The organism is Alginatibacterium sediminis, assembly GCF_003610775.1.
In the GTDB taxonomy this organism is placed as follows: domain Bacteria; phylum Pseudomonadota; class Gammaproteobacteria; order Enterobacterales; family Celerinatantimonadaceae; genus Alginatibacterium; species Alginatibacterium sediminis.
In genome coordinates this window covers 267,887-291,314 of record NZ_RAQO01000005.1, presented here as the reverse complement: position 1 = coordinate 291,314, position 23,428 = coordinate 267,887, and the positions used below count along the sequence as shown (strand labels likewise).

Below are 23,428 nucleotides of genomic sequence, written 5' to 3'. Positions count from 1 at the left end.
ACAAGCACATGCTCAGGTGTATCACTAACAAAACAAGTGAACACGTGACCATTATATTTCGTTGAAGCTTAGGAGCTTGAATGCCGTACTCACTGAGAGTTAAAAATTTACATATTGCTTATGGCAAAACCCGGGTTTTGAAAGGGGTTGATCTCGATGTAAAAAAAGGGGAGATGATTGCATTACTAGGGCCCTCTGGCTGTGGAAAGACCACGTTACTCAATGCCCTGTGTGGCTTTCTAAGTGTTGACCAAGGGCAGCTGATGGTAGGAAGCCAAGACATAAGCAATTTACCAGCAGAAGCAAGAAATATGGCAATGGTTTTCCAAAGCTATGCGCTTTGGCCACATATGAGTGTTTTTGAAAATATTGCCTACGGTCTTCGCATTCGTAAGTACTCAAAGATAGAAATCAACAAGCAAGTTGAATATATTTTGCAGCTGGTAAAACTACAGGGATTGGAGCATCGCTGTGTAACTCAGTTATCTGGCGGGCAACGTCAGCGAGTTGCCCTTGCGCGGGCTCTCGCAATTAAACCGCCTATATTATTGCTTGATGAACCGCTCTCAAACTTAGATACCCGAGTACGCTTATCGGTGCGTCATGAAATAAAAACTCTTCAAAAGCAACTTGGATTCACGTCTATTATCGTCACTCATGACCGTGAAGAAGCAATGGTCATGGCCGACCGAGTCGTAGTACTTAATCAAGGTCGTATCGAGCAGGTTGGGACTCCCGAAGAAATCTACCAACAGCCAGCAACACCATTTGTGGCCGACTTCATGGGCGCAGACAACCACATCAAACTAAAACTTCAACCCCATACTAAAGACGACATAGTTCTATCCACATCCATTGCCTCACGGCTTGCAAAACCCGGACTACCGAAACCCCTAAGTATTTATTTTCGTAGTCAAGAAGCACGTATTAATCCAGAACTAAATACAAGTCAGCACGAAGCTGGATTAGATTTTAATGGAGTGGTTGAAGACTTTGCATATTTAGGCCAAAACTATCGCTATAGCATACGAAGTGGCGAACATTTTATCCAGGTTGATGACCCTCGATTGTTTGCATCTGGCAGTTTGATCACGGTGAAAGTGCCTCGGTCAGCACTGCATGTTTTTGATTCATAAGTACACCATCTTCTAAGCACCCTAACTTGCTCAATGTGAGTAAACCAAACCAAAAAACAAAACTTTTAACAAGGATAAGTAATGAAACTTCAACTAAGCCAAATCGCCTTACTTAGCACCAGCTTGCTCGCAATTAACGCCAGCGCTGCTGAACAAATCGTACTCAATGTTGCAAGTGCCGGTAGCCAAAATATGGTTGACTACGTCAAAACCTATTTGGCACCAAAATTTGAGGCTGCACACCCAGGCGTTAGTGTACGTGTATTTGGCACAGGACCAGGGGATGCAGGTTCACACAAGATTATGGAAAAACTTGAAGCCCAACAAAAAAATAACGCCCAAACCTGGGATATCGACGTGGCGGTTGTTCACCAGAAAATTGGTGGTGAAATGAAAAACAAGGATTTACTTAGTCAGTATCGTAGCGAGGTCAATACAAGCAACTTGGTTAGCCGCGACAGTGCCACCAATGCCCTTGGCGTTAACGTCGATGGCTATGTTATGCCAATGTTCCATAGTCAAACTGCAATTGCCTATAACTCTGATCTGGTAAAGCAAGTCCCTCAATCGTATGACGAGTTAGTGCAATGGGCGCAAGATCATCCGAAAGCTTTTGGTTACAACGGCATTAAAAATGGAATGTCGGGTGTGAGTTTTGTGACGGGTTGGATCTATGCCTATGGAAGTGATGCCGAGCAACTTAGCCAACTTCCTTACAAGCCTGAACTTAAAAACTCATGGACCGATGCATTTGCGCAACTAAAAAGCTTTAACAACAATGTCACCTTCACACCCGGAAATGCTGGCACCTTAGATATGCTCAATCGTGGTGAAATCGTGATGGGTCCAGTATGGGTTGATATGTTCTACAGCTGGAAAGATAGTGGAAAAATCCCCCCTTCAATGAAACTTGCATTGATTGCACCGGGTATGCCTGGACAACCAATGTACTACGTTGTGCCAGATAAAGCTTCCCAAGCCGATTTGGCTAAAGCGTTTATCGAATTAGCTACCAGCCCAGAGGTTCAAGCTGAAGGAATTGTGGAGCGGTTTAATTGGTACCCAGGGATTGATGCCCAGCATGTTAAATCGCAAATGGAAGATGCAAGTTGGAACAAACTTTTTGCCGAAATTAGCCCTTCTGATTTATCAAGGAAGGGGAAAAACTTTCCGATAGCAGCCTACTTTGACGACATCAAAGAATCTTACGAGCGCCAAGTCGCGAACTAATTCGACTAATGCAGTCTAACACCTGCTTAGGCTGCATATTAGGAAACAGCTATGCTTGAAAAACGTTCATATTCGGTCGTAATGGTGGTGCCTGCACTTGCCATAATTTTGGTGTTTTTTATTTACCCACTGTTATTTTCATTGCACTCAGCGCTTACTGACAGCGAAGGAAATCTAAGTTTAATTCATATATATAAGGCCTTTGAACTGTATTCAAAGGACATCTTATTTACGTTTTTAATCGTGATTATCTCGATATTCTTGATTGGCGTGCTATCCATAACCATTGGCGGTTTAATTGCTTTATCGCCTTATAAACGTTTAGTTGCCGCACTGTCTTTTATTTATCGTTGGCCCCTGTTTATTCCATTTATCGTTAGTGCGCAAATGATGCGAACATTTCTAGCTAAAAACGGCTTAATGAATAACGCTTTTGTAAGTCTTGGATTGCTAGAACCTCTAGACGCCATCTCATTTCTTGGTTGGACAGGAATCATATTCACTTTTGTCTGGAAGCAAACGGCTTTCTCAACACTTATGGTGAGTGGTGCCATGGCGGCCCTAGAACCTACTCAAATTCAATCTGCACGCAACTTAGGTGCCAGTAAGTTACGAATTTTGTTTCAAATTATTATTCCGCAAATCATCCCAACCCTCGGTGTTAGCTTAATTTTGAGCGCCGTTAGTATTTTATCTGTGTTATCTGTTCCATTGATGATTGGCACCGGTTCGCCAACGATGCTTACTGCTGATATGGCTTTTAGAATCAGTTCATATGGTGATTATGGCACCGCCAATTCATTGGGGCTTATATCCTATTTGTTTGCCGCTGTATTGGCATGGTTCTACTTACGACACAGCCTTAACACAGGAATAAAAAAATAATGATGAGTACCAGCATAAGCACCAACGAACTTAGCAACATCAAGCTGAGCATGCTACGTCCCAAATGGGGGAAATATGTACAAGCTTTATTTATCCTAGCCTTAGCCTTACTGATCTTTGGGCCTTTGCTAAATCTATTAATATGGAGTGTCGCGGAAACTTGGTATTACCCACATAAATTACCGCTGACTTGGGGTTTTAAGTACTGGGAACAAGTGTTTGGTAGCGACAGCGATGTCTATAGTTCCCTCTTAACTAGCTTAGCTATCGCCATACTCACGGTACTGGTGTGTTTGTTAGTTTCAATACCAGCAGCTTACGCTTTGGCAAGACGCAGTTTGCCGTTTAGAGCTGCTGTTATGCTTATTTTCTTATTACCCCAAGCTTTTCCTAATATTGCCGTATATATGAACGTTGCACGGATTTTCTACTACTGGGACTTGAATGGCACCATACTTGGAGTTGTGCTGGTACATACGGTTCACGGATTAATGTTCTCAATCTGGATCACCGTTGCAGCTTTTAGCAGCGTTGACCCCCAGCAAGAATTGGCCGCTCGAAACATTGGAGCAGGACCTATAAAAGTATTTTTTAGTGTAAGTTTGCCACAAGCGATGCCTGGAATAATAGCCAGCTGTATTTTCGTTTTCTTAGAATCACTCGATGAATTTACAGGAACTTTTTTCGTAGGAGCTCCAGAGATAACAACGTTACCCTTACTTCTTTATACCGCTAGTATGGAGGGAAACTATCAAATAGCATCAATCACAGCCATGGTGCTACTCGTGCCGTCAATAAGCTTTATGCTTTTAGTCGATCGATTTATCAAACCAGAGATGCTTTCGAAAATTGGACACTAACCGTTTGGAAGCGCTTAATCACCGCTCTGATTTTGCGACTCAACAAAACTACGACGGCGCTCACGAACGCGATCTAAGTATTGCTCCTGGAACAATTTGATCATGGCCTTATCTTGCTGACGGATAAGCCGCGTTGGGATGCGGGTGCTTCGAGTAAATTGAAAACAAATTTGTGGGTACGGATCACGCTTATTCTGAATTTTACGTACGATTCGTGCTTCAAATTGATGCTCAGGTAGGTCTTTTCCGTATACTCCAACTAGCTCATGGAGTATATCCACACTACCTTCAGGTAAGTAATCAATGAGCTTGACGAGATCACGATGGAACACTATTTTGCCAATGACACGTTTGTGCTCCATTGGCATGTCTTCAGCAGAAGAGCGCCATTGCACTCTAAATCCACCTTCGGATAGGTCTAATACCGGGAAACGATGATCCCCAAAATACATTATCGGTAAAAAGCTATGCGCTTTAGCTTCTGGTTTTTTCTGACGACTTTGAGAGACACGATGTATGGTGTCAATTTTACGATTAGCCATTTGTACCAAAAGCTGAACTAGTCGAACCGGATAAGCAACTCTGTAATAATTGCGGCGATCATCACCAGCCAAATCTTATTTCCTTTGAAATCATGCTAAAAAACCAGTTTGTTGCCCCATTTGGTCAACTCTTTACGCCATATTATAGATTTTTAACCGATTATTATATATCTGAGGGAGATTCCAAAGGCATTTCCTTGCAGTTTGAAATCGCGCACTATATATTTTCCTGATTATTCCACGCCTTGCTGAGATTTATGAGCCATACAGTCGAAGTTGTACTACTCGGAAGAAGTTATCGCGTCGCATGCCCGCAAGGTCAAGAAGATGATTTGCGTGCTGCGGCTGATGAACTTTCAAAACGCTTACAAACCTTAAAAGATAATTCTCGAATCAGCAACCCTGAGCAAATTGCTATGCTGGTTGGTTTAAACCTATGTTACGAACTTCAAGCCGAGCAGCATAAAAACACTGACTATTCAGAAAACATGAATCAACGGATCCGCGACCTGCAGTTAACGATTGAACACGCTTTACTCGATCAGAGCCAAAAACCTCAAGAATAGTTGGCGTGTTAAGAGCGCTTTGACTACAATAAGGGTCCCTGGGGTGTTTGCCAGTTGAACACGACCCTGAGCCGATAATCTATATCCAAGGGTAAGCCCTGCGCTACTATTGAGCATGCTCATATTATTTGAGAAGCCTACGGTAGCGATTGTTTACCCGTCCTGAACCTACTGGTTTCAGGCCAAATTCAGCAGCGGCACCCTGGGCTCTTTTCTTAAATATATCCATCACGGATATAGTCCCCCCATCTTTTGTAAGCTTCTCAAACCAATGCGATTTACAGTGTTTGATTATTGATGAGCAGCAACGTATCTTGAATATACGTACGCCCTGAGCTTTTTTTGGAACCCAACATGAATATTGAATTCAAGCAAGATGACATAGCTGGCGCATTTTTTGTCGCTCCTTGGGCAGATGACACTGCCAAACTTAGCTTTCAAAAGAAATCACCAACACTTTGGTTGGTCGATCATACCTTTGTACCTGAACAGTTTCGCGGGCAAGGAGTGGCAGCGCTTTTAGTCAATGCGCTTATAGAGAAATCGGAACAAGAAGGTGTGAAAATAATCCCGCTTTGTTCCTATGTTGCCAAGCAATTCGAACGCCACCCGCAATGGCAACACCTACTGGCCCAAGCTTCTTAAGGGTTCGAACCCAATCGTTCAACTTAAAATTTTACCCTCCTAATTTAGAGAGAACACCTTTTGGAACTGCACGCATCTATTATCTCGACCGCTTTGATCCTGCTTTTTATCATCGATCCCTTTGGCAATGTTCCTATTTTGCTTTCTGTACTTAAAGATGTAGAAAAGTCTAAGCGTCATAAAATCATTCTTCGCGAAATGATGTTTGGTCTCATCATCTTAATGAGCTTTTTGTTTTTTGGGGGTAAATTCTTAGATATTTTTAACCTCGAAACCGAAGCCGTCACCATCGCCGGTGGCATCATTTTATTTGTGATTGGGATCAAGCTGACTTTTCCACCAGCAGATGGCCATAGCATCTATGGCGGCAGTGGCGGCGAGCCCTTTGTAGTTCCCATTGCAATCCCTATGATTGCAGGCCCCTCCACCCTAGCAACCTTGTTAGTCATGACTCAAAGTTCGCAGCATAGTACTCAAGAGTTAAGCCTAGCGGTGCTATTGGCGTGGGGCATTACCTTAGCTGTGCTACTGTGCTCCCCACTACTGTATCGCATTCTAAAAGACAAAGGTTTGCAAGCCTTAGAGCGGCTTATGGGTATGTTATTGCTAATAATGGCAGTTCAAATGTTTATAAACGGGGTGCGCAGCATTATTCTGGCTGCAGTTTAAGGCCTATAAAAGCGTGTTATCCATGGATTTTCTGATCGAATACCTTGGTTTTCTCGCTTAGGTAAGTAGTATGTGAAGAGTGAGTAAAATTTACCACTAGGTTATCAATGGAATGAAGACAAATACCTTAACATTAACAGCAATGGTATCGGGTTTAGTTACCCTCCCCCAGGTTTGCCTTGCTACCGATTTTAGAGTAATGGCCTGGCCTGGATACGTCAGCGATTCTGCTATTCTAGAATTCGAAAAACGCTACCAAGTTAATGTTGAGCTAAGTGTCATCCAAACAGATGATCAAATGTGGACGCAAATCAACGCGCCCAAAGGTAAAGCCTACGATGTCTTTTCTTTAAATACCGCTGAATTGCAACGTTATATCGATAACAACAAAGTACAAACGATAGACACAGTACTGATCCCAAATCACAAAAATCAACAAGCCCCTTTTGATGAACTACATAGCATTCAAGGTCTAAGCCGTAATTCTCAATTATATGCGGTGCCCTATACTTACTCAGAAATGGGGTTAATCTATAACACTGATGAGTTTTCGAAGCCGCCAGATTCTTGGAATATCTTGTGGGATCCCAACTATCGAGGCCGCGTTCTGGCTTACGAAGGTAGCGTCCATAACTTCACCTTAGCTGGTTTAAGTATCGGAATTAGAGACCCTTTCAATCAAAGCAACGAACAGCTCATTTCAAGTTCAAAGCGATTAATTGAACTTCGCCGCAATGTACGTACTTTTTATTCGTCTCCTGCTCAAAGCCTTGATTACCTGATAAACGAGAAGATTGTATTGGCCTTTGCAAATTACGGTTCCCAGCAGCTAAATGATCTACACAAGCATCAATTAGAAATGGCGTATACCATCCCCAAAGAAGGTGCTTTAGCTTGGCTAGATACCTGGGCGATTAGCCAAAGTAGCCCAAGTCGACTGCTTGCCCATCAATGGATCAATTTTATGTTAAGTACTGAGGTATCTGAACAACTGACCCGCGAACAGGGCTTAGCTAATACTATCAATCCAAATAAGCAGTATTTCAAAAATGACAATATTCATTGGCTTCAACCGGTCGAAAACCCTCAACTTCGCTCCGAATTGTGGCAACAAATTCAACAGGGTGTGAGTGAGGTTAGTTTTAATCCATGAGGTTTAAACTATCAATAAAGCTAACGTTAGTTTTTGCAATGATTGCGATTGCTGTTTCTGTGATAACGGCTTATCAGGCATTTTCAGCGAGCCGAGACCTTATATTGGAAGATGCCCAGCAACAACTTCAAGACACCAACCGAGTGTTAGCAACACGAATTGAAAACGCAATTACACGTTCCGAAGACCTGGCCCTATTTTTAGCTGCAAACCGTCATATGCGCGAATATCATAACCCTGGGGATCGCAAAGAGCGTTATGACTCAATAAGCGAAATGTTTGAACAAATGCTTACCTTTAATGCGAACTTCATGAGCATTACCTTTATTGATTCCCGTAACTATAATCGAGAGTTAGTGAGTTTTGTTCGTCAAGAGGATTCCCTGCGCCGTATTCCTTTAATTGAGCTCAAAGAACTCTCCCACTTCCCTTATGTATTTAAAACTTTAAGGCTCAAGCCAGGTGAAGCTTATAGAAGCCCAATAACCATGGGGAAGATTCGTATTGTCAGCAGTGATTCTTGGTATAGCTTTCCAAGTTTTAGAACTTCAAGCCCTATCTATAATGGTGATGAATTAGTAGGTATTGTCGCCATTGACGTCGACTTAGGCGTTACCTTTAACAGTCTGAAGCAAGACTTACCCTCTGGAACCGAACTCTATCTTGCCAACGCGACTGGTGATTATCTGATCCATCCGGAGCCCAACAAGCAATTTGGCTTTTTGTTAGGTGATCGTTATCAACTACAACGCGACTTTGAAGCTCTTTCAGGTCTGATACAACAACCTCGTGAGATCAGTTTCACCAGTAATCATCGCTTTGACCTTATTGATTTAACGGCAGGCGCCTTCATGCCCATTGACTATAATTCGGCTGGAGAACGAAATGTTCTATATCTAGGCTTGGTCGGTGAATTACGCTCGCTACGAACCATGACAAGCCATTTGATTAACGAACTTTTAGTCAATCTCGCTTTTGTGACTTTTATAGGCATCGCTGTTGCGATGTTGCTAGGCCGCTTTGTTTCTAGGCCCTTAATCCTATTGCTTAGCGCAATGCGTTCTCTAAAAGCTGGACATACGCATGACTTTAAACAATTGTCGATAAATCGCACCGACGAAATTGGTGCTTTGTCACGAAGTTTTAAAAAAATGGCTCAGCAAATAGATAATCAAATGCTTGAGCTTGAAACTCAACGCCAAAGCTTTGAACACCTTTCAAGACACGATCCCTTAACAGGCCTACCCAATCGTAGCTATTTTCTGTCTATTCTTAATCACGATATCGCAAATTCCAAAAGGCTTCGTAGTCAGCTAGCGGTGGCGTTCATCGATTTAGATGACTTTAAGCCCATCAACGACCTATATGGACATGACAGCGGAGACGACTTGCTTAAAACAGTAGCCGATGAGCTACGCGCAAGCTTACGTGAAGTTGACACAGTTGCACGATTTGCCGGTGATGAATTTTTATTAATCCTTAACGGCATTTCCGATCAAGAGGCAGTAGCATCAGTTATTGCCCATCTATTAGAACGCTTGGCTCAAAAACATACCATCGTAGAGCACCAACTACCCATCTACGCCAGTGTTGGAATAAGTCTGTATCCCGGAGATTCCGAGTCAGCTAACGACTTAATCAAGCAAGCCGACCAAGCAATGTACAAGGCAAAACAAGCTGGCCGCAACCGCTATCAGTTTTTTAGTGACAGTCCAAACGAGTAGGCCTTTACCGACAACAACATTGATTGGTACAAACTAAGCAACGAGGCTCTGGTTGATTTAATAAAGTGAGACCTGTGGGCGGAATTGACGGTCCGACGTATCGGCCGCCACGCTCACTGCAGTGCAGTGATTAACTCTACTTCCCCGGTCTTTCTCAAATTCTAGGCATAAACTAACCAGCCTAGTGGCTGGTTAGTTTATTTGAGTGGTACCAGTCGGCGGACTTGACGGTCCGACGTATCGGCCGCCGCGCTCACTGCAGCGCAGTGATATCTCTGGTTCCATGTTGTTTCTCAAATTCTAGGCATAAAAAAACCAGCCTAATGGCTGGTTAATTTATTTAAGTGAGACCTGTGGGCGGAATTGACGGTCCGACGTATCGGCCGCCACGCTCACTGCAGCGCAGTGATTAACTCTGTTTCCACGATGTTTCTCAAATTCTAAGCATAAAAAAACCAGCCTAGTGGCTGGTTAATTTATTTGAGTGGTACCAGTGGGCGGACTTGAACCGCCACGCCCGAAGGCAACGGATTTTGAATCCGTCATGTCTACCAATTCCATCACACTGGCTTCTCAAATGGCTCGCCTTAGCGAGTGATTGGCATTATAAGGCTCAAGCGGTCTTTGACAAGCCCTTTTTGGCAAAAAAAGTGCGTTCGGCGAAACTTTCGACACAATGTGCTCAAATCCAGCATTTGTCGAAGTGAGCTTGGATTGTTAAACTTCGCCGGCAATTCCTCAATTCTAATTTGGACCACAGCAGTATGTCACAGACAAAAAACGAGCAAAAACTTCCAAGTTCAGGTTTCTTCCGCCGCTTAGGTGCATGGATATACGATGCCTTTATGGCCATCGCAATCGCTATGGTGGTGATCATGTTATCACTTGGCATTGTTGCGGGCGGTCAAGCAAGCGGTCTACTAGTGCTCGACGAAGGTGTGCAGCATTCGCAGTACTTGGTACAGCAATGGTGGTTCCAGGTGCTTATTTGGGGCTCTATTACTTGTTTTTACGCTGTGTTTTGGAGCCGCGCTGGGCAAACGATTGGCATGCGCGCATGGCGTCTGCGAGTACAACGACCTGATGGCAGCAACATCAGTTTCACCCAAGCCTTAATTCGCGTTTTTACCGCGGCGTTTGGCCTAGGAAATTTAATGGTGTTAGTCACCAAAAACAATACAGCCTTTCAAGATTTATGGGCAAAAACAGAAATGGTGGTACTACCTAAAGTAGCTAAATAACTCACGCATTTTGGCTCGCACAAAAAAACGAGCCTCCAGGCTCGTTTTTTGTTCACTACTTAGGTTCTTCGTCGTAGTAGCACGATCGCAAGGCTTAAAAATAACAAACTAGGGACCGATGCGGAGGCTAACGGTGGTAAGCCATAAACTAAGCTCAGCGCACCTAAGACTTGGTCCAAAATATAGTAACTAAAACCTGCAACTACGCCCATCATTAAGCGAACGCCCATGCTCACACTGCGCAGAGGGCCAAATACAAAGGACAAGGCAAGCAACATCATAACGGCCGTGATAACTGGCGACATCAGTTTGCGCGCTAACGATAGCTCGTATTGCGAAGCGTCTTGTTGATTCTCATGCAAGTATTGGATATAGGCATAAAGACCACTGAGCGATAAATTTAGTGGTTTAATCGACACTACACTGAGTTTTTCTGGATTAAGACTGCTTTCCCAAGTCATTTGGCTAAGATGCCGACGTTCTATTTTGTCATCGCTATATTCGGTGATTCGAGAGTCTTTTAGCAACCAATTGTTTTCCTGATAGACAGCGGTTTTGGCCTCTATTTGCTGATAAAGATGTTGTTGTTCTTTAAAACGGAAAATGGTCACATTAAACAATTTGTCACCGTCTCGCGCTTCTCCAATATTGACAAAACCATCGCCATCTTTGGCCCATAAACCACGTTCAACAGTCATAATTGAACCACCAGATATTTTGCTACTGCGCATTTCGTCAGCCATGATTTCGGTGGTCGGTGCAATAAATTCACCCAGCAACATGGTAGCAATGATCATCGGAACAGCGGTCTTAAGCACAGCCCAAGAAATATTCCATCTTGAAAGCCCAGCAGCTTGCATCACAATTAACTCAGAACTACTCGCTAATGAACCCAAGCCAATGAGCGAGCCTAGTAAAGCTGCCATTGGGAAAAACAATTCAAGCTCTTTAGGTACACTTAATAGTGAATACCACAGCGCGTCCAAAATCTCATAGTTACCGCGACCTACAGCCCGTAATTGCTCTACAAATTTAATAATTAGCGCTAAGCTTTGTAGAGTAATGAGCACCAACATTGTCGTGAGGAAGATAGTCCGGCCAACATACCAATCGATAATCTTAAACATTTTTTCTTCCTACCCAGCGCGCGCGAATGACTAAGTATTTCTCACTACGAAGGAACAAATAGCTAAGCGCTATGGTGAGCATCAAAACATGCACTGACCAGATGCCAACCGACGGTGGAATAGCGCCATCTTGCAAGGCGCTTTTTGCTGCGCTCATCAACAAGTAATAGCTTAAATACAATAAAATGGCTGGGACTAACTTGGCATAGCGGCCTTGACGATGATTAACAACTGACAAAGGAACAACTAATAGTGTCAAAATTGGAATAGACAAGGGCAAAGATATTCGCCATTGCAGTTCCGATATGGCTCGAATATCGTCGCTTGCCCATAGCTCATTTGTAGACATTGCATAGAAGCCTAAATTGCGGTTTTGGGTTGCGCGCTCTTTCACTTCAATAGAATACTTAGCAAAGGTAGTGATGGTTTGATCTAAGCCTTGCTTGGTGCCTTCGTATCGGGTGCCGTCTTCAAGATGCAACCAAGCAGAACCATCTAACTCCGATTTAAGACCGCCGCGGTCCGCAATGACAATAGAGGGCCGAGTCTCGCCTTGTCCGGCATGAGATATAAACACTTTGTTTAGCTTTTCACCCTTGTGCTCGATCTCTTGAATAAATGCAACAACGCCATTACCCAAGTTTTCGAATCGTCCTGGTAAAATGGACGCAACGCCGGTTTCGGCGTTTGCTTCATCAACCATTTTATGCTCAAGCTGATGAAAATATGGCGAAATATATAGTGAATTGGCGAAGGCTAGAACCGTGGTTAGGATTCCAAGTACCATGGTGTCGCGCAGCACCTGGGCGTTGCTATATCCGCAGGCATGCATCACAGTCATTTCACTTTCGGCGTACAAGCGCCCATGGGTAAACAAAACCCCGATAAATAGACTGATAGGAACAATCAGAACCATATAGGTAGGAATGTTGTATATCACCAACTTGGCAACGATAGCACCGGGAATATTGCCCTCAGCAGCCTGACTGATAATCTGCACGAATTTTTGTGACATAAAGATCAGCAAAAGTACCGCTGTAACGGCCAGTTGAGTTTTAAATGTCTCTCGGAACAAGTAGCGGAAAATCAGCACTCAGTACACCTTAATCATAGAAACTTTGCTCGCAACCACAAAAATAATGAATAAACTCCCGTTTTTGACACTTTTCGTATAGCAATATTGGGGAAAATCCCCCATATTTAACGATTAGCACCGTCTATGACGAATTATACCCTCGGGACGCCTATCTTATATCAAGCGGTGGCGATTATTAAACGCTTATCTTTGCCAGTCCCAGCGTCAGTAGATGAAAAAAGTGAACGGAATTAGTTATTAGGAGCATTCATGGAGTTTAGCGTAAAAAGCGGAAGTCCGGAAAAACAACGCAGCGCTTGTATTGTCGTCGGCGTTTACGAACCTCGCAGATTATCCCCAGTTGCCGAGCAACTCGATAAAATAAGTGATGGCTACATTAGCGCCTTACTACGTCGTGGAGATCTCGAAGGTAAAGCTGGACAAGTTTTGCTACTTCATCATGTACCCAATGTACTGAGCGAGCGCGTATTGTTGGTAGGTTGTGGTAAAGAGCGTGAATTAAACGAGCGTCAATACCGCCAGATCATCACCAAAACCATTGATACCTTAAACGAAACCGGCTCAATGGAAGCAGTTTGCTTTATGCCTGAGCTGCACGTTAAGTCGCGAAATACCTATTGGAAAGTTCGTCAAGCGGTCGAAACCACCCAAGAAACCTTGTACAGTTTTGACCAGCTAAAATCTAATCGCGAAGAAACCCGCCGCCCCTTACGCAAATTAGTTTTCAATGTCCCAACTCGACGTGAACTCGCGATTGGCGAGAAAGCAATTGCCCATGGTCTCGCGATTGCACACGGTGTTAAAGACGCAAAAGATTTGGCCAATATGCCGCCAAACATCTGTAATCCCGAGTACTTAGCTACCCAATCAAAAGAACTAGAGTCTTTTGATAATGTGAAATTCGAGCGCTTTGGTGAAGAGCAACTCGCTGAAATTGGCATGACTAGCTACTTGGCCGTAGGCCGTGGTAGTGATAATGAGTCAGTTATGAGTGTTATCGAATACACAGGCCCAGGTAGTGATGATCAGAAACCAATTGTTCTCATTGGTAAAGGTCTTACTTTTGATTCCGGTGGTATTTCTCTTAAACCAGGCGCAGGCATGGATGAGATGAAATACGACATGGGTGGCGCTGCTAGTGTTTTTGGTACCATGAAAGCACTCGCAGAATTGCAATTGCCGATTAAAGTAACCGGTATTCTTGCTGGTTGTGAAAACATGCCTAACGGTAATGCATATCGTCCAGGTGACGTTATTACCACGATGTCAGGTCTTACGGTTGAAGTACTTAATACCGATGCAGAAGGCCGTATGGTGCTTTGTGATGTATTAACCTACGTTGAGCGATTAGAGCCAGAACTTGTGATTGATGTTGCAACCCTAACCGGTGCTTGCGTTATGGCGCTAGGCCATCACACATCAGGGCTTATGACGCCGCATAACTCGCTGGCGCACGACCTGCTAAACAGTGCCGAACAAAGTGGCGACAAAACCTGGCGTTTACCACTAGGCGAAGAGTACCAAGAGCAACTCAATAGTAACTTTGCAGACATGGCTAATATTGGTGGGCGTCCAGCAGGATCAATTACTGCCGGCTGTTTCCTATCTCGCTTTGCTAAGAAATATACCTGGGCTCATCTCGACATTGCCGGTACCGCATGGAAAACTGGTGCAGCTAAAGGTGCAACAGGACGACCGGTACCTTTGCTTACTCAATTCTTATTACATAAATCTGGACAAGAATTCGAAGATTAAGCAGGTTATACTACGCAATCTGATCTAAGGACCTTCGGGTCCTTTTTTGCATTATTTTAGCCTATTTAAGTAATTGAGCTTGTAACGAGTAAACAAAACTACGCAATGAACGCAAAATTTTATATTATGTCCGGCTCAGTAAGTGCTGACAGTAGTGAGCTTGATGAAGCCGCATGCCAAATTATCTCTCGCCATTATCGAAATGGGGAGAAAGTATTTGTGCTGGCAAACTCACAACAGCATGCCGAACGCATCGATGAAATTCTTTGGCGTTTTGATACCGCACAATTTGTACCGCATAGTTTGAGTGGTGAAAACCCACAGCAAGCGAGCCCAGTAGAAATAGCTTGGCAACCGGTCAATGCGCGACGTCAGACTCTCATAAATTTAGCGAGTTCTGCACCAAATACTGCAACGTACTACCAACAAATTATCGATTTTGTGCCCGGTGATGAAGCCGGAAAAAAACAAGCACGAGACCGCTACCGACTGTATAGGCAAATGGGGATCCAATTAGAAACCCTCACCTATAATGATGAATTTGAAGATTTGAGCTAAGTGTCCGATGGAAAAAACATACGATCCAAAAACGATTGAACAATCCCTTTATCAAACTTGGGAAGAGCAAGGTTATTTCAAGCCCAACGGCGATCAAAGCAGTGACGCTTACAGCATAATGATCCCGCTGCCAAATGTGACTGGCAGCTTACACATGGGACATGCTTTCCAACATACAATTATGGATACTCTGATTCGCTATCAGCGTATGCAAGGCAAAAACACCTTGTGGCAAGTCGGTACCGACCACGCTGGCATCGCTACTCAAATGGTAGTTGAGCGCAAAATTGCGGCTGAAGAAAACAAAACCAAAGACGATTACGGCCGCGATGCTTTTATCGATAAAATTTGGGAATGGAAAGAACAAAGTGGTGGAACGATCACCAAACAAATGCGTCGCCTCGGTGATTCAGTTGATTGGGAACGCGAACGTTTTACCATGGATGACGGCAACTGCAAAGCGGTTCAAGAAGCCTTTGTGCGCATGTTTGAAGATGACCTCATTTACCGTGGCAAACGCTTGGTCAATTGGGATCCTAAACTACATACTGCGATTTCAGATTTAGAAGTAGAAAACAAAGACAAAAAAGGCTTTATGTGGCATCTGCGCTATCCCTTAGCCGATGGCGCCACTACAGCAGAAGGCAAAAACTACTTAGTTGTTGCCACTACTCGACCCGAGACCGTTCTTGGCGATACTGGTGTGGCCGTAAATCCAGAAGACCCGCGCTATCAAAGCCTTATTGGTAAGTTTATCGAACTACCGCTTGTTGGTCGCCGCATCCCTATCGTTGCCGATGAACACGCTGATATGGAAAAGGGCACTGGTTGCGTAAAAATCACACCAGCCCACGATTTCAACGACTACGAAGTCGGAAAACGTCATCAATTGCCAATGATTAACGTGCTCACCTTAGATGCAAACATTCGTGCCACAGCCGAAGTATTTAATACCAATGGCGAACCTAGCGACGATTATAGCAACGTTATACCAGAGCAATTTCAAGGTTTAGAGCGCTTCAAAGCGCGCAAAGCTATTGTGGCTGAGTTTGAACAACTCGAACTACTACAAGAAGTTGCAGAGCATAACAATACCCTGCCTTACGGCGACCGTGGCGGCGTGGTTATTGAACCGATGCTAACCGACCAATGGTATGTGCGTGCTGCGCCACTTGCAGAAACTGCAACCAAAGCCGTTGAAGATGGCGAGATCCAGTTTGTACCCAAGCAGTATGAGAATCTGTATTACTCGTGGATGCGCGACATTCAGGACTGGTGCATCTCGCGTCAACTTTGGTGGGGACACCGTATTCCAGCATGGTATGACGAAGCTGGTAATGTATATGTTGGCCGCGATGAAGACGAAGTTCGTGCTAAGCATGGCTTAGCCAGTGTCGTGGTCCTGCGCCAAGACAACGATGTACTCGATACCTGGTTCTCATCGGGCTTGTGGACCTTTGCAACCCAAGGTTGGCCTGAGCAAACAGATAACCTAAAAACCTTCCACCCTAGCGATGTACTAGTGACTGGTTTTGACATCATTTTCTTCTGGGTTGCTCGCATGATCATGATGACCATGTATTTCATTAAAGATGAAAACGGCAAACCACAAGTTCCATTTAAAACCGTTTACATGACAGGCCTGGTTCGCGATGAGAATGGCGACAAAATGTCAAAATCGAAAGGTAATGTGCTTGATCCTCTCGATATGATAGACGGCATTGGTCTTGAAGAGCTTGTTGAAAAACGCGTTGGCAACATGATGCAACCGCAACTAGCCAAAAAGATTGAGAAAAATACCCGTAAAGCCTTTGAAGATGGCATTGAAGCCCATGGTACTGACGCACTACGCTTTACCCTAGCGGCAATGGCGTCAACCGGTCGCGACATCAATTGGGATATGAAGCGCCTCGATGGCTATCGAAATTTCTGTAATAAAATATGGAACGCTAGTCGCTACGTATTAATGAATACCGAAGACCAAGATTGCGGTTTAGATAGCAAGCTTGAGCGCGAGTACTCATTAGCGGATCGCTGGATCCAAGGCCAATACCAAGAAACAATCAAAGCTTATCGCGATGCGCTAGATACCTATCGTTTTGATATCGCCGCTCAGATTATCTATGAATTTACTTGGAACCAGTTCTGCGATTGGTATTTGGAACTAACTAAACCGGTATTGTTTAAAGGTAATGAAAGCCAGCAACGTGGCACTCGCCATACCTTGGTGACCATTCTTGAAAGCTTGCTGAGATTGATGCATCCGATTATGCCGTATATCACTGAGAGTATTTGGGCAACGGTTGCACCGCTTGCAGGTAAAGCTGGCGATACCATTATGTTGGCCGCTTTCCCTGAGTTTGACGGAGATAAAGTTGACGCAACAGCCATGTCAGATTTGGAGTGGTTGAAGCAATTCATTGTAGCGATTCGTAATATTCGCGGCGAAATGGACATTAGCCCAAACAAGCCGCTGAATGTACTCATCAAAAATGCCAGCAATGAGGATCTGCGCCGCCTAGAGCAAAACCAGGCTTTCTTGTCTGCCCTAGCTAAGCTTGAAACTGTAACAACCCTTGAGTCTGGAGAAACAGCTCCAGCAAGCGCTACGGCATTACTAGGCGAGATGGAAGTTCTTATTCCTATGGCAGGTCTAATTGATAAAGATGCTGAGCTTGCCCGATTGAACAAGCAATTGGAAAAGGTAAGTGGTGACCTGAAGCGCGTAGAAGGTAAACTTGCCAACGAGAAATTTGTTGCAAATGCACCTGATGCGGTCATCGCTAAAGAGCGCGCTAAAATGGACGAAGCATTACTTGCTGGTGACAAGATCCGCGAACAAATCGCGACGATCGAATCACTTTAGTTATACCCTAAACAACCCAAAGCTTTACCCAAAGCTTTGGGTTATTTACTTTTCAAGTTGTGAAAAAACAATGAACAAAACTCTTGTAACCAATCTTATAACTTTAACACTGGTTGTTTTCGGCTGGGTTTCTGGTAACACCTTAGTGCTTAGCGTTGGCCTATTCGCCTTATCAGGAGCCGTCACTAATTGGCTAGCGGTGCACATGTTGTTTGAGAAAGTACCGTTGCTCTATGGTTCTGGTGTTATTCCCGCACGCTTTGAAGATTTTAAAATTGGGATCCGTCAATTGATGATGGAACAGTTTTTTACTGAAGAAAATATTGACCGATTCCTAAGTGACGCCAGTGGTGGTGCGGCTCACTTTGATCTTCAGCCTATCATTGAAGACACAGACTTCAGCCCAGCTTTCGAGGCTTTATTGCAAACTGTAGAGGGATCGTCGTTCGGTGGCATGCTAGCCATGGTCGGTGGGCGCGAAGCACTACTACCGATGCAAGACGACTTCACCCAAAAGTTGAAGTTCGCGGTCAACGATATTGTTGCAAGTGATAGTTTTAGTGAGAAGCTACGTGGTAATGCTGAAAGCCCGCAAGCCATGTCGATGATTCAAACTAAAATTCAATCCATTATCGAGCAACGCCTTGAAGAACTAACGCCGAATTTAGTTAAAGAAATCATACAAACTATGATCCGCAAGCACTTGGGATGGTTAGTAGTATGGGGTGGCGTATTTGGTGGCGTATTTGGTTTAATCGCTCATTTTATTTAGCCATAAGTTTACTTCCAATCTTCTGAGGGCTCGTTTAGATGAGCCTTCAATCTATATATTCATAGAATATCCTGTAATAGATGTTAAGCTTTATTGATAGACAATCTGGAAGCTTATATATGAGTGCACAACTTACCGTAAAAATACATGGCTGGATCCTATGCTGCCTTCTCGTAATCTTCTCTTTAAGCTTTAGTCCCCCAAGTTTAGCCCTTAGTACTGAATTAGATAAAAAGCTTGGCGCTCAAAATGCAAAAATGGTCGAGCAACAAATGGGGATTTACCAAGACGCGGTGCTTATTGATTATGTTCAACAAGTAGGTGCTAGGTTAGTTGCTGAACTAGAAAATCCACGATTCGACTTTCGTTTTACGGTCATAGACGATCCTGCACCGAATGCTTTTGCCCTGCCGGGTGGATACGTGTATGTCACTCGAGGCTTGTTAGCACTAATGATTAACGAGGATGAGCTGGCAACAGTTTTGGCTCACGAAATCATTCATGTCACTGAACGTCACTCAATTAAACAGTTAGGCTCAAGTATATTACCACGGCTCTTAGAAGTTCCCGGAGATGTAGTTGGACACGTCATCGATGAAGACCTTGGCACCTTGCTGAATGCACCGTTGAAAACCAGCAACAATTTGTTGGCGTCTGGTTATAGCCGCAGCCATGAATCTGATTCAGATGAATTAGGTATTACCCTAGCAGCAAAGGCGGGATACAACCCACTAGCAATGGGACCTATACTAACCCGCTTAAACGCTTCTATCGAATATATAACTCAACAAGAGCAACGTAAGAGCTATTTTGATGATCACCCCTTTACACCTGATCGCGTAAAAAATATTAAAAAGACCAGTAAAAAGCTTAAATATTCAGGTACGTCGCCAATAGATAGTGAGTTTTTAACTCGCTTAGACGGGCTGTTTGTCGCAGAGAATCCTAATCGCGGCGTTTTCGTAAAACAGCTATTTTTGCACCCTCAAATGGGGATCTCTATTGAATTTCCAAAAGACTGGGATACAGTCAATAAGCCTGAAGCCGTTGGAGCGGTTCATACCGATCGCCAATCATTTATATTTGTTGGCTTGGCTCCCTATCAAGGGGCTAAAAACAACGCTGATAAGTTTAAACATCAAATTGAAGAAAAGTATCACGTTGACGTCAAAGTCAATCCTGAGACAACAGCGTGGAATAGCGAGGCCTATTGGGTTGGATTAATCGATAGTAGTGGTCCAGAACCTATGTACGTTCACCGCGTTTGGCTTGAACTTGATAATTTAAGCTATCAAATTGTCGCGGTTTCTCCCAAAGCCCACCAACAACAAATTGAAGCATCAGCACGTAGTTTTAAGCCGATTTCAGAACAACAACGCGATAAAATTCAACACCCTGTTGTAAGGGTAGTAGCGGCTATGTCAGATGAAACTCTAGATGAGCTTGCTAGACGCAGTGCTAGCGAGATCCCTAGTGACGCTATAGCTTTGCTCAACCAACTTGAATTAAAACAAAAACTAGAAAAGGACCAGGCTGTTAAAATTATTGTTTTACAAAAATATAAAGACATAAGCACAGCACAGTAGATTTATTCGGATACCTTAGACAAAGCAATTTCTACGACCGAGGTATCCGCCCCAGATTTATGCGCATTTTCGCTGATATGTCTGCGCCATGCCCGAGCTCCTACGCAGCCTTGAAATAAACCCAACATATGTCGCGTTATATGCTGTAAACGCCCACCTTGGGCAAGGTGCGCTTCAATATAAGGGTACATCGCCTCCACCACTTGATGACGGCTTAGGCCAGAATCTTCCAAGCCAAATATTTGCGAGTCAACTTGAGACAGTATGTAAGGGTTTTGATATACCTCGCGCCCCAGCATCACGCCATCAAGATGTTCCAGATGCTGCTTACAGGCTTCCAAACTCTGGATACCGCCATTCACCGATATATTGAGGTGCGGGTAGTCGCGTTTGACTTGGTAAGCCCGATCATAATCCAAGGGCGGTATATCACGATTCTGTTTAGGGCTTAAGCCCGATAGCCAAGCTTTACGCGCATGGATAGTAAAGTGCTCTACTCCAGCGGCTTGAACCCCATCTAGAAATTGTCGCAAGAAGTCATAGCTGTCTTGCTCGTCAATTCCGATCCGAGTTTTAATGGTAACCGGGATATCAACAACCTCGCGCATTGCACGAACACAATCCGCAACTAATTGTGGTTCAGCCATTAAGCAGGCACCAAAACGCCCATTTTGAACACGATCTGAAGGGCAACCCACATTGAGGTTTACTTCGTCATAGCCATACTCTTGGGCTTTTTGAGCGCACAGCGCTAGGTCTTTCGCGTTGGAGCCACCTAACTGCAAAGCTATCGGATGCTCTTGCTGCGAATAACTCAGGTAGTCCCCACGACCATGCATAATAGCACCAGTCGTCACCATCTCGGTGTATAGCAAGGTTTGCTGGCTCATCAAGCGGTGAAAGTAACGACAATGCCGGTCCGTCCAATCGAGCATCGGGGCGACTGAAAATCGATTAGCGTGATATGGACGACGAGGTTCGAGCTGATTCAAGATAATTGCCTGTTTTAGTTACTTAGGTAAAACAAAAAGATGGCAAAACCAAGTCTATCTGCTTTGAGACGCGCGATTATACAAGTAGATCCGCTGGGCTTCAAATTTTGAACATTAGAATACCAACAGACTTCCTAAAACCATTTTCTCAATGCGCAGGTTCAGGTTAGAACGCTGGTTGTTTGTAATAGAAGCCAAGATAGAACAGGTCCGAAATGATGCTTCGTTTCAAGCATATTTTGGCTTGCTTTCTTTACACCCTGCCTGAATATTGAGGCTTGTCTTTCACATGTTGTATTGATGATGATTTCATCCACTGCAGCTCAAGAATTGCGCGTTATATCGGGGAATGGGCACAAGAGCGTACAAAAATTTCACGCCTCGAAGCTATCTCAAGATGCCCCCCTATTTCGGCTAATATTTTGCGCGATGTTGTGCCGCAAATGAAAAAGATGGACGGATACAAATTGGTGCCAATGCTGATATTTTGATTTTCGGTTTGGGCAAAATTAACAGTAAAGCAAACGTTGTTAATCCGTGTTATTTCAACTGGTCATAACCAAATAAAGGTTAATGGCGAATGGAGAATTCATAGTTTCAAATAACGAGCGCGTTGTAAAAGTTCGACCTGATAGAGCAACTCGCTGCGCAGTAACTAAATATTATTGAAAGCGACTACTATTGTGAAGTTCCCACTTTTGGTGGGTACATGACTAACAGCAACGCCAATACAATTGCTATGACCGTTTACCTGTCAGCAGAACTTTTTTTAAGATAGAGATTAATCGCATTATTGATAGATTTTTTTATCTCTAATATAGGTTTAGACTGTAAATTCCATAGTGAGAGTGGTATTGAGATACCACTCTCAATTTTCTTACAGTCGACCCTTATCAGATTATTCGCTATATAATCGATCGAGCTGCTGTTTTTAGGTAACAGAGTCCATCCCAAGTCCATTTGACTTAACTTGATTGCCATTGCAAATTGATCAACCACCTCATAATTTGCCGAGAGAATAACGCGTTTATGCATATCCTCGTCCAAAAACGATTTTAATATAAATTGTCTGGATTCTTTCAAAGCTAAATATTGTTCATCCGCTGGGAGGGAAACTATCTCATTTGATTTGGCTACGTACGGGACAAATGAAATATCGCCTAACATCGTATAATCAATGTTACTCACAGCACTACCGTTATGAGTATTAACAATCGCAAAATGAATCGTTTCGTCTTCCAATCCTGCACGAATTTCTGCTTGGCTTCTTACCAATAAATTCACTTTCATATTTGGATAATCTAGTGCAAGTTGTTCTCGAATCGAAGCAATACCACCTAAAGGAATAAAGCTACTGTAAGCGATGGTCACCGATTCCAAACCACCATAAGCAAGGCTCAACGCAATTTTATCAAATGCCCCTGCTTGAGATAGCGTTTGCTTGGCATAGTGATACAGGAGATGCGCTTCTTCTGTTGGCTCTACCCATCGAGGGGTTCTCTCAAATAGATCGACGGCCACTATATCTTCTAAATTGGCGATCACTTGCCCCACTGTCGTTCTGTGTCTTTCTAACTTAATAGCGGCTTTACTAAAAGATCGTTGCTCATACACATACACAAACGCTTGCAGTTGCTCCAAGCTGAATTTCATAATTCCCCCAGTCGCTCTGTTATGAATTTAATCACGCTCTCAAATCTGTCTACCTATCATGACGTATATTAAATGGGGTTAATACGATTTTTTAATCGTGGTAAAACCGTTTTAGTAAAACTGTTGAATAGAGGGCATTTGTGAAAATCAGCGTCTAATGAGCATGAGGATACACGCTGCAAAAGAGAATGAGTCGAACAACTTCAACAGACATAGAAGCAGACAGAGGAGAACGAGAACGCCGGTTATAGTAATATAAGGGACTTGTAGACATTCGTGATCAAGCTACAGCAAGATTGTTATCTTAGCTTGGCTGAAAAGAACGCCATATTTTACCAATCCTACTATTTGTTAGATCAGCCTAGTCGACTC

20 protein-coding genes, 1 tRNA gene and 1 other RNA gene are annotated in these 23,428 nt (G+C 43.6%); 16 read left to right on the top strand and 6 right to left on the bottom strand.

The features are described from left to right. Nucleotides 1-80 precede the first annotated feature (80 nt). The 4 genes from DBZ36_RS09695 (at nucleotide 81) to DBZ36_RS09680 (ending at nucleotide 4,111) form a co-directional block, all read left to right on the top strand. On the top strand, nucleotides 81-1,136 hold the full coding sequence (locus tag DBZ36_RS09695; RefSeq protein WP_120354745.1) for an ABC transporter ATP-binding protein: 1,056 nt from the start codon (nucleotides 81-83) through the stop codon (nucleotides 1,134-1,136). Nucleotides 1,137-1,217: 81 nt separating this feature from the next. Continuing rightward, nucleotides 1,218-2,366 carry an extracellular solute-binding protein gene (locus DBZ36_RS09690; RefSeq protein WP_120354744.1) on the top strand — a complete coding sequence of 383 codons (1,149 nt, stop codon included), beginning with the start codon at nucleotides 1,218-1,220 and terminating at the stop codon, nucleotides 2,364-2,366. A 51-nt stretch (nucleotides 2,367-2,417) separates the two neighbouring features. After that, nucleotides 2,418-3,251, top strand: a complete 834-nt coding sequence (locus tag DBZ36_RS09685; RefSeq protein WP_120354743.1) for an ABC transporter permease — start codon at nucleotides 2,418-2,420, stop codon at nucleotides 3,249-3,251. Then, the gene (locus tag DBZ36_RS09680; protein WP_199711822.1) at nucleotides 3,251-4,111 is read left to right on the top strand and encodes an ABC transporter permease; all 861 of its coding nucleotides are present in this window, start codon (nucleotides 3,251-3,253) and stop codon (nucleotides 4,109-4,111) included. The genes DBZ36_RS09685 and DBZ36_RS09680 overlap by 1 nt, the downstream gene beginning before the upstream one ends. A 14-nt stretch (nucleotides 4,112-4,125) precedes the next feature. On the opposite strand, the gene DBZ36_RS09675 is transcribed toward DBZ36_RS09680, so the two are convergent. Continuing rightward, on the bottom strand, nucleotides 4,126-4,725 hold the full coding sequence (locus DBZ36_RS09675; RefSeq protein WP_120354742.1) for a hypothetical protein: 600 nt from the start codon (nucleotides 4,723-4,725) through the stop codon (nucleotides 4,126-4,128). A gap of 185 nt (nucleotides 4,726-4,910) precedes the next feature. Between DBZ36_RS09675 and zapA the strand changes: the two genes are divergently transcribed. The 6 genes from zapA to DBZ36_RS09645 all read left to right on the top strand — a co-directional run bounded on the left by zapA (nucleotide 4,911) and on the right by DBZ36_RS09645 (nucleotide 9,410). After that, a complete protein-coding gene (gene zapA, locus DBZ36_RS09670; RefSeq protein WP_120354741.1) occupies nucleotides 4,911-5,219 on the top strand; it encodes a cell division protein ZapA in 309 nt (102 codons plus the stop codon). Nucleotides 5,220-5,251: 32 nt separating this feature from the next. Further along, nucleotides 5,252-5,432, top strand: a non-coding RNA gene (gene ssrS / locus DBZ36_RS09665) — 6S RNA. 141 nt (nucleotides 5,433-5,573) lie between these two features. Beyond that, nucleotides 5,574-5,864, top strand: a complete 291-nt coding sequence (locus DBZ36_RS09660; protein WP_120354740.1) for a GNAT family N-acetyltransferase — start codon at nucleotides 5,574-5,576, stop codon at nucleotides 5,862-5,864. A 60-nt stretch (nucleotides 5,865-5,924) separates the two neighbouring features. Further along, nucleotides 5,925-6,533 (top strand): MarC family protein, encoded by a 609-nt coding sequence (locus DBZ36_RS09655; RefSeq protein WP_120354739.1) that lies wholly within the window; start codon nucleotides 5,925-5,927, stop codon nucleotides 6,531-6,533. A 112-nt stretch (nucleotides 6,534-6,645) separates the two neighbouring features. Then, entirely contained in the window at nucleotides 6,646-7,686 is a 1,041-nt protein-coding gene (locus DBZ36_RS09650) for an extracellular solute-binding protein (RefSeq protein WP_120354738.1), read from the top strand. Next, nucleotides 7,683-9,410, top strand: a complete 1,728-nt coding sequence (locus DBZ36_RS09645) for a GGDEF domain-containing protein (protein ID WP_120354737.1) — start codon at nucleotides 7,683-7,685, stop codon at nucleotides 9,408-9,410. Before DBZ36_RS09650 ends, DBZ36_RS09645 begins: the two co-directional genes overlap by 4 nt. Nucleotides 9,411-9,895: 485 nt before the next feature. On the opposite strand, the gene DBZ36_RS09640 is transcribed toward DBZ36_RS09645, so the two are convergent. Next, nucleotides 9,896-9,980, bottom strand: a tRNA-Leu gene (locus DBZ36_RS09640). Between the two features lie 194 nt (nucleotides 9,981-10,174). On the opposite strand from DBZ36_RS09640, the gene DBZ36_RS09635 reads away from it, so the two are divergent. Next, a complete protein-coding gene (locus tag DBZ36_RS09635) occupies nucleotides 10,175-10,651 on the top strand; it encodes an RDD family protein (RefSeq protein WP_120354736.1) in 477 nt (158 codons plus the stop codon). Between the two features lie 59 nt (nucleotides 10,652-10,710). Here DBZ36_RS09635 and lptG read toward each other — a convergent pair whose 3' ends face one another. Together lptG and lptF are read right to left on the bottom strand one after the other, a co-directional pair. Beyond that, entirely contained in the window at nucleotides 10,711-11,778 is a 1,068-nt protein-coding gene (gene lptG / locus DBZ36_RS09630; RefSeq protein ID WP_120354735.1) for an LPS export ABC transporter permease LptG, read from the bottom strand. Next, entirely contained in the window at nucleotides 11,771-12,871 is a 1,101-nt protein-coding gene (lptF, locus tag DBZ36_RS09625; RefSeq protein ID WP_120354734.1) for an LPS export ABC transporter permease LptF, read from the bottom strand. Before lptF ends, lptG begins: the two co-directional genes overlap by 8 nt. A 252-nt stretch (nucleotides 12,872-13,123) precedes the next feature. On the opposite strand from lptF, the gene pepA reads away from it, so the two are divergent. From pepA to DBZ36_RS09600, 5 genes are all read left to right on the top strand, one after another. Next, entirely contained in the window at nucleotides 13,124-14,629 is a 1,506-nt protein-coding gene (gene pepA / locus DBZ36_RS09620; protein ID WP_120354733.1) for a leucyl aminopeptidase, read from the top strand. Nucleotides 14,630-14,734: 105 nt separating this feature from the next. Beyond that, nucleotides 14,735-15,187, top strand: a complete 453-nt coding sequence (locus DBZ36_RS09615) for a DNA polymerase III subunit chi (protein ID WP_120354732.1) — start codon at nucleotides 14,735-14,737, stop codon at nucleotides 15,185-15,187. Nucleotides 15,188-15,194: 7 nt separating this feature from the next. Then, nucleotides 15,195-18,053 carry a valine--tRNA ligase gene (locus DBZ36_RS09610; RefSeq protein ID WP_120354731.1) on the top strand — a complete coding sequence of 953 codons (2,859 nt, stop codon included), beginning with the start codon at nucleotides 15,195-15,197 and terminating at the stop codon, nucleotides 18,051-18,053. A gap of 70 nt (nucleotides 18,054-18,123) precedes the next feature. Then, the gene (locus DBZ36_RS09605) at nucleotides 18,124-18,825 is read left to right on the top strand and encodes a DUF445 domain-containing protein (protein ID WP_120354730.1); all 702 of its coding nucleotides are present in this window, start codon (nucleotides 18,124-18,126) and stop codon (nucleotides 18,823-18,825) included. 119 nt (nucleotides 18,826-18,944) lie between these two features. After that, nucleotides 18,945-20,411, top strand: a complete 1,467-nt coding sequence (locus tag DBZ36_RS09600; protein WP_158589064.1) for a M48 family metalloprotease — start codon at nucleotides 18,945-18,947, stop codon at nucleotides 20,409-20,411. A gap of 2 nt (nucleotides 20,412-20,413) precedes the next feature. Here the strand turns inward: DBZ36_RS09600 and dusA are convergent, their stop codons facing one another. Both dusA and DBZ36_RS09590 read right to left on the bottom strand, forming a co-directional pair. Beyond that, entirely contained in the window at nucleotides 20,414-21,403 is a 990-nt protein-coding gene (gene dusA / locus DBZ36_RS09595) for a tRNA dihydrouridine(20/20a) synthase DusA (protein WP_267900176.1), read from the bottom strand. 747 nt (nucleotides 21,404-22,150) lie between these two features. Further along, nucleotides 22,151-23,056: a LysR family transcriptional regulator gene (locus tag DBZ36_RS09590; RefSeq protein WP_120354728.1), complete on the bottom strand. Its 906-nt coding sequence runs from the start codon at nucleotides 23,054-23,056 to the stop codon at nucleotides 22,151-22,153. Between the last annotated feature and the right edge of the window lie 372 nt (nucleotides 23,057-23,428).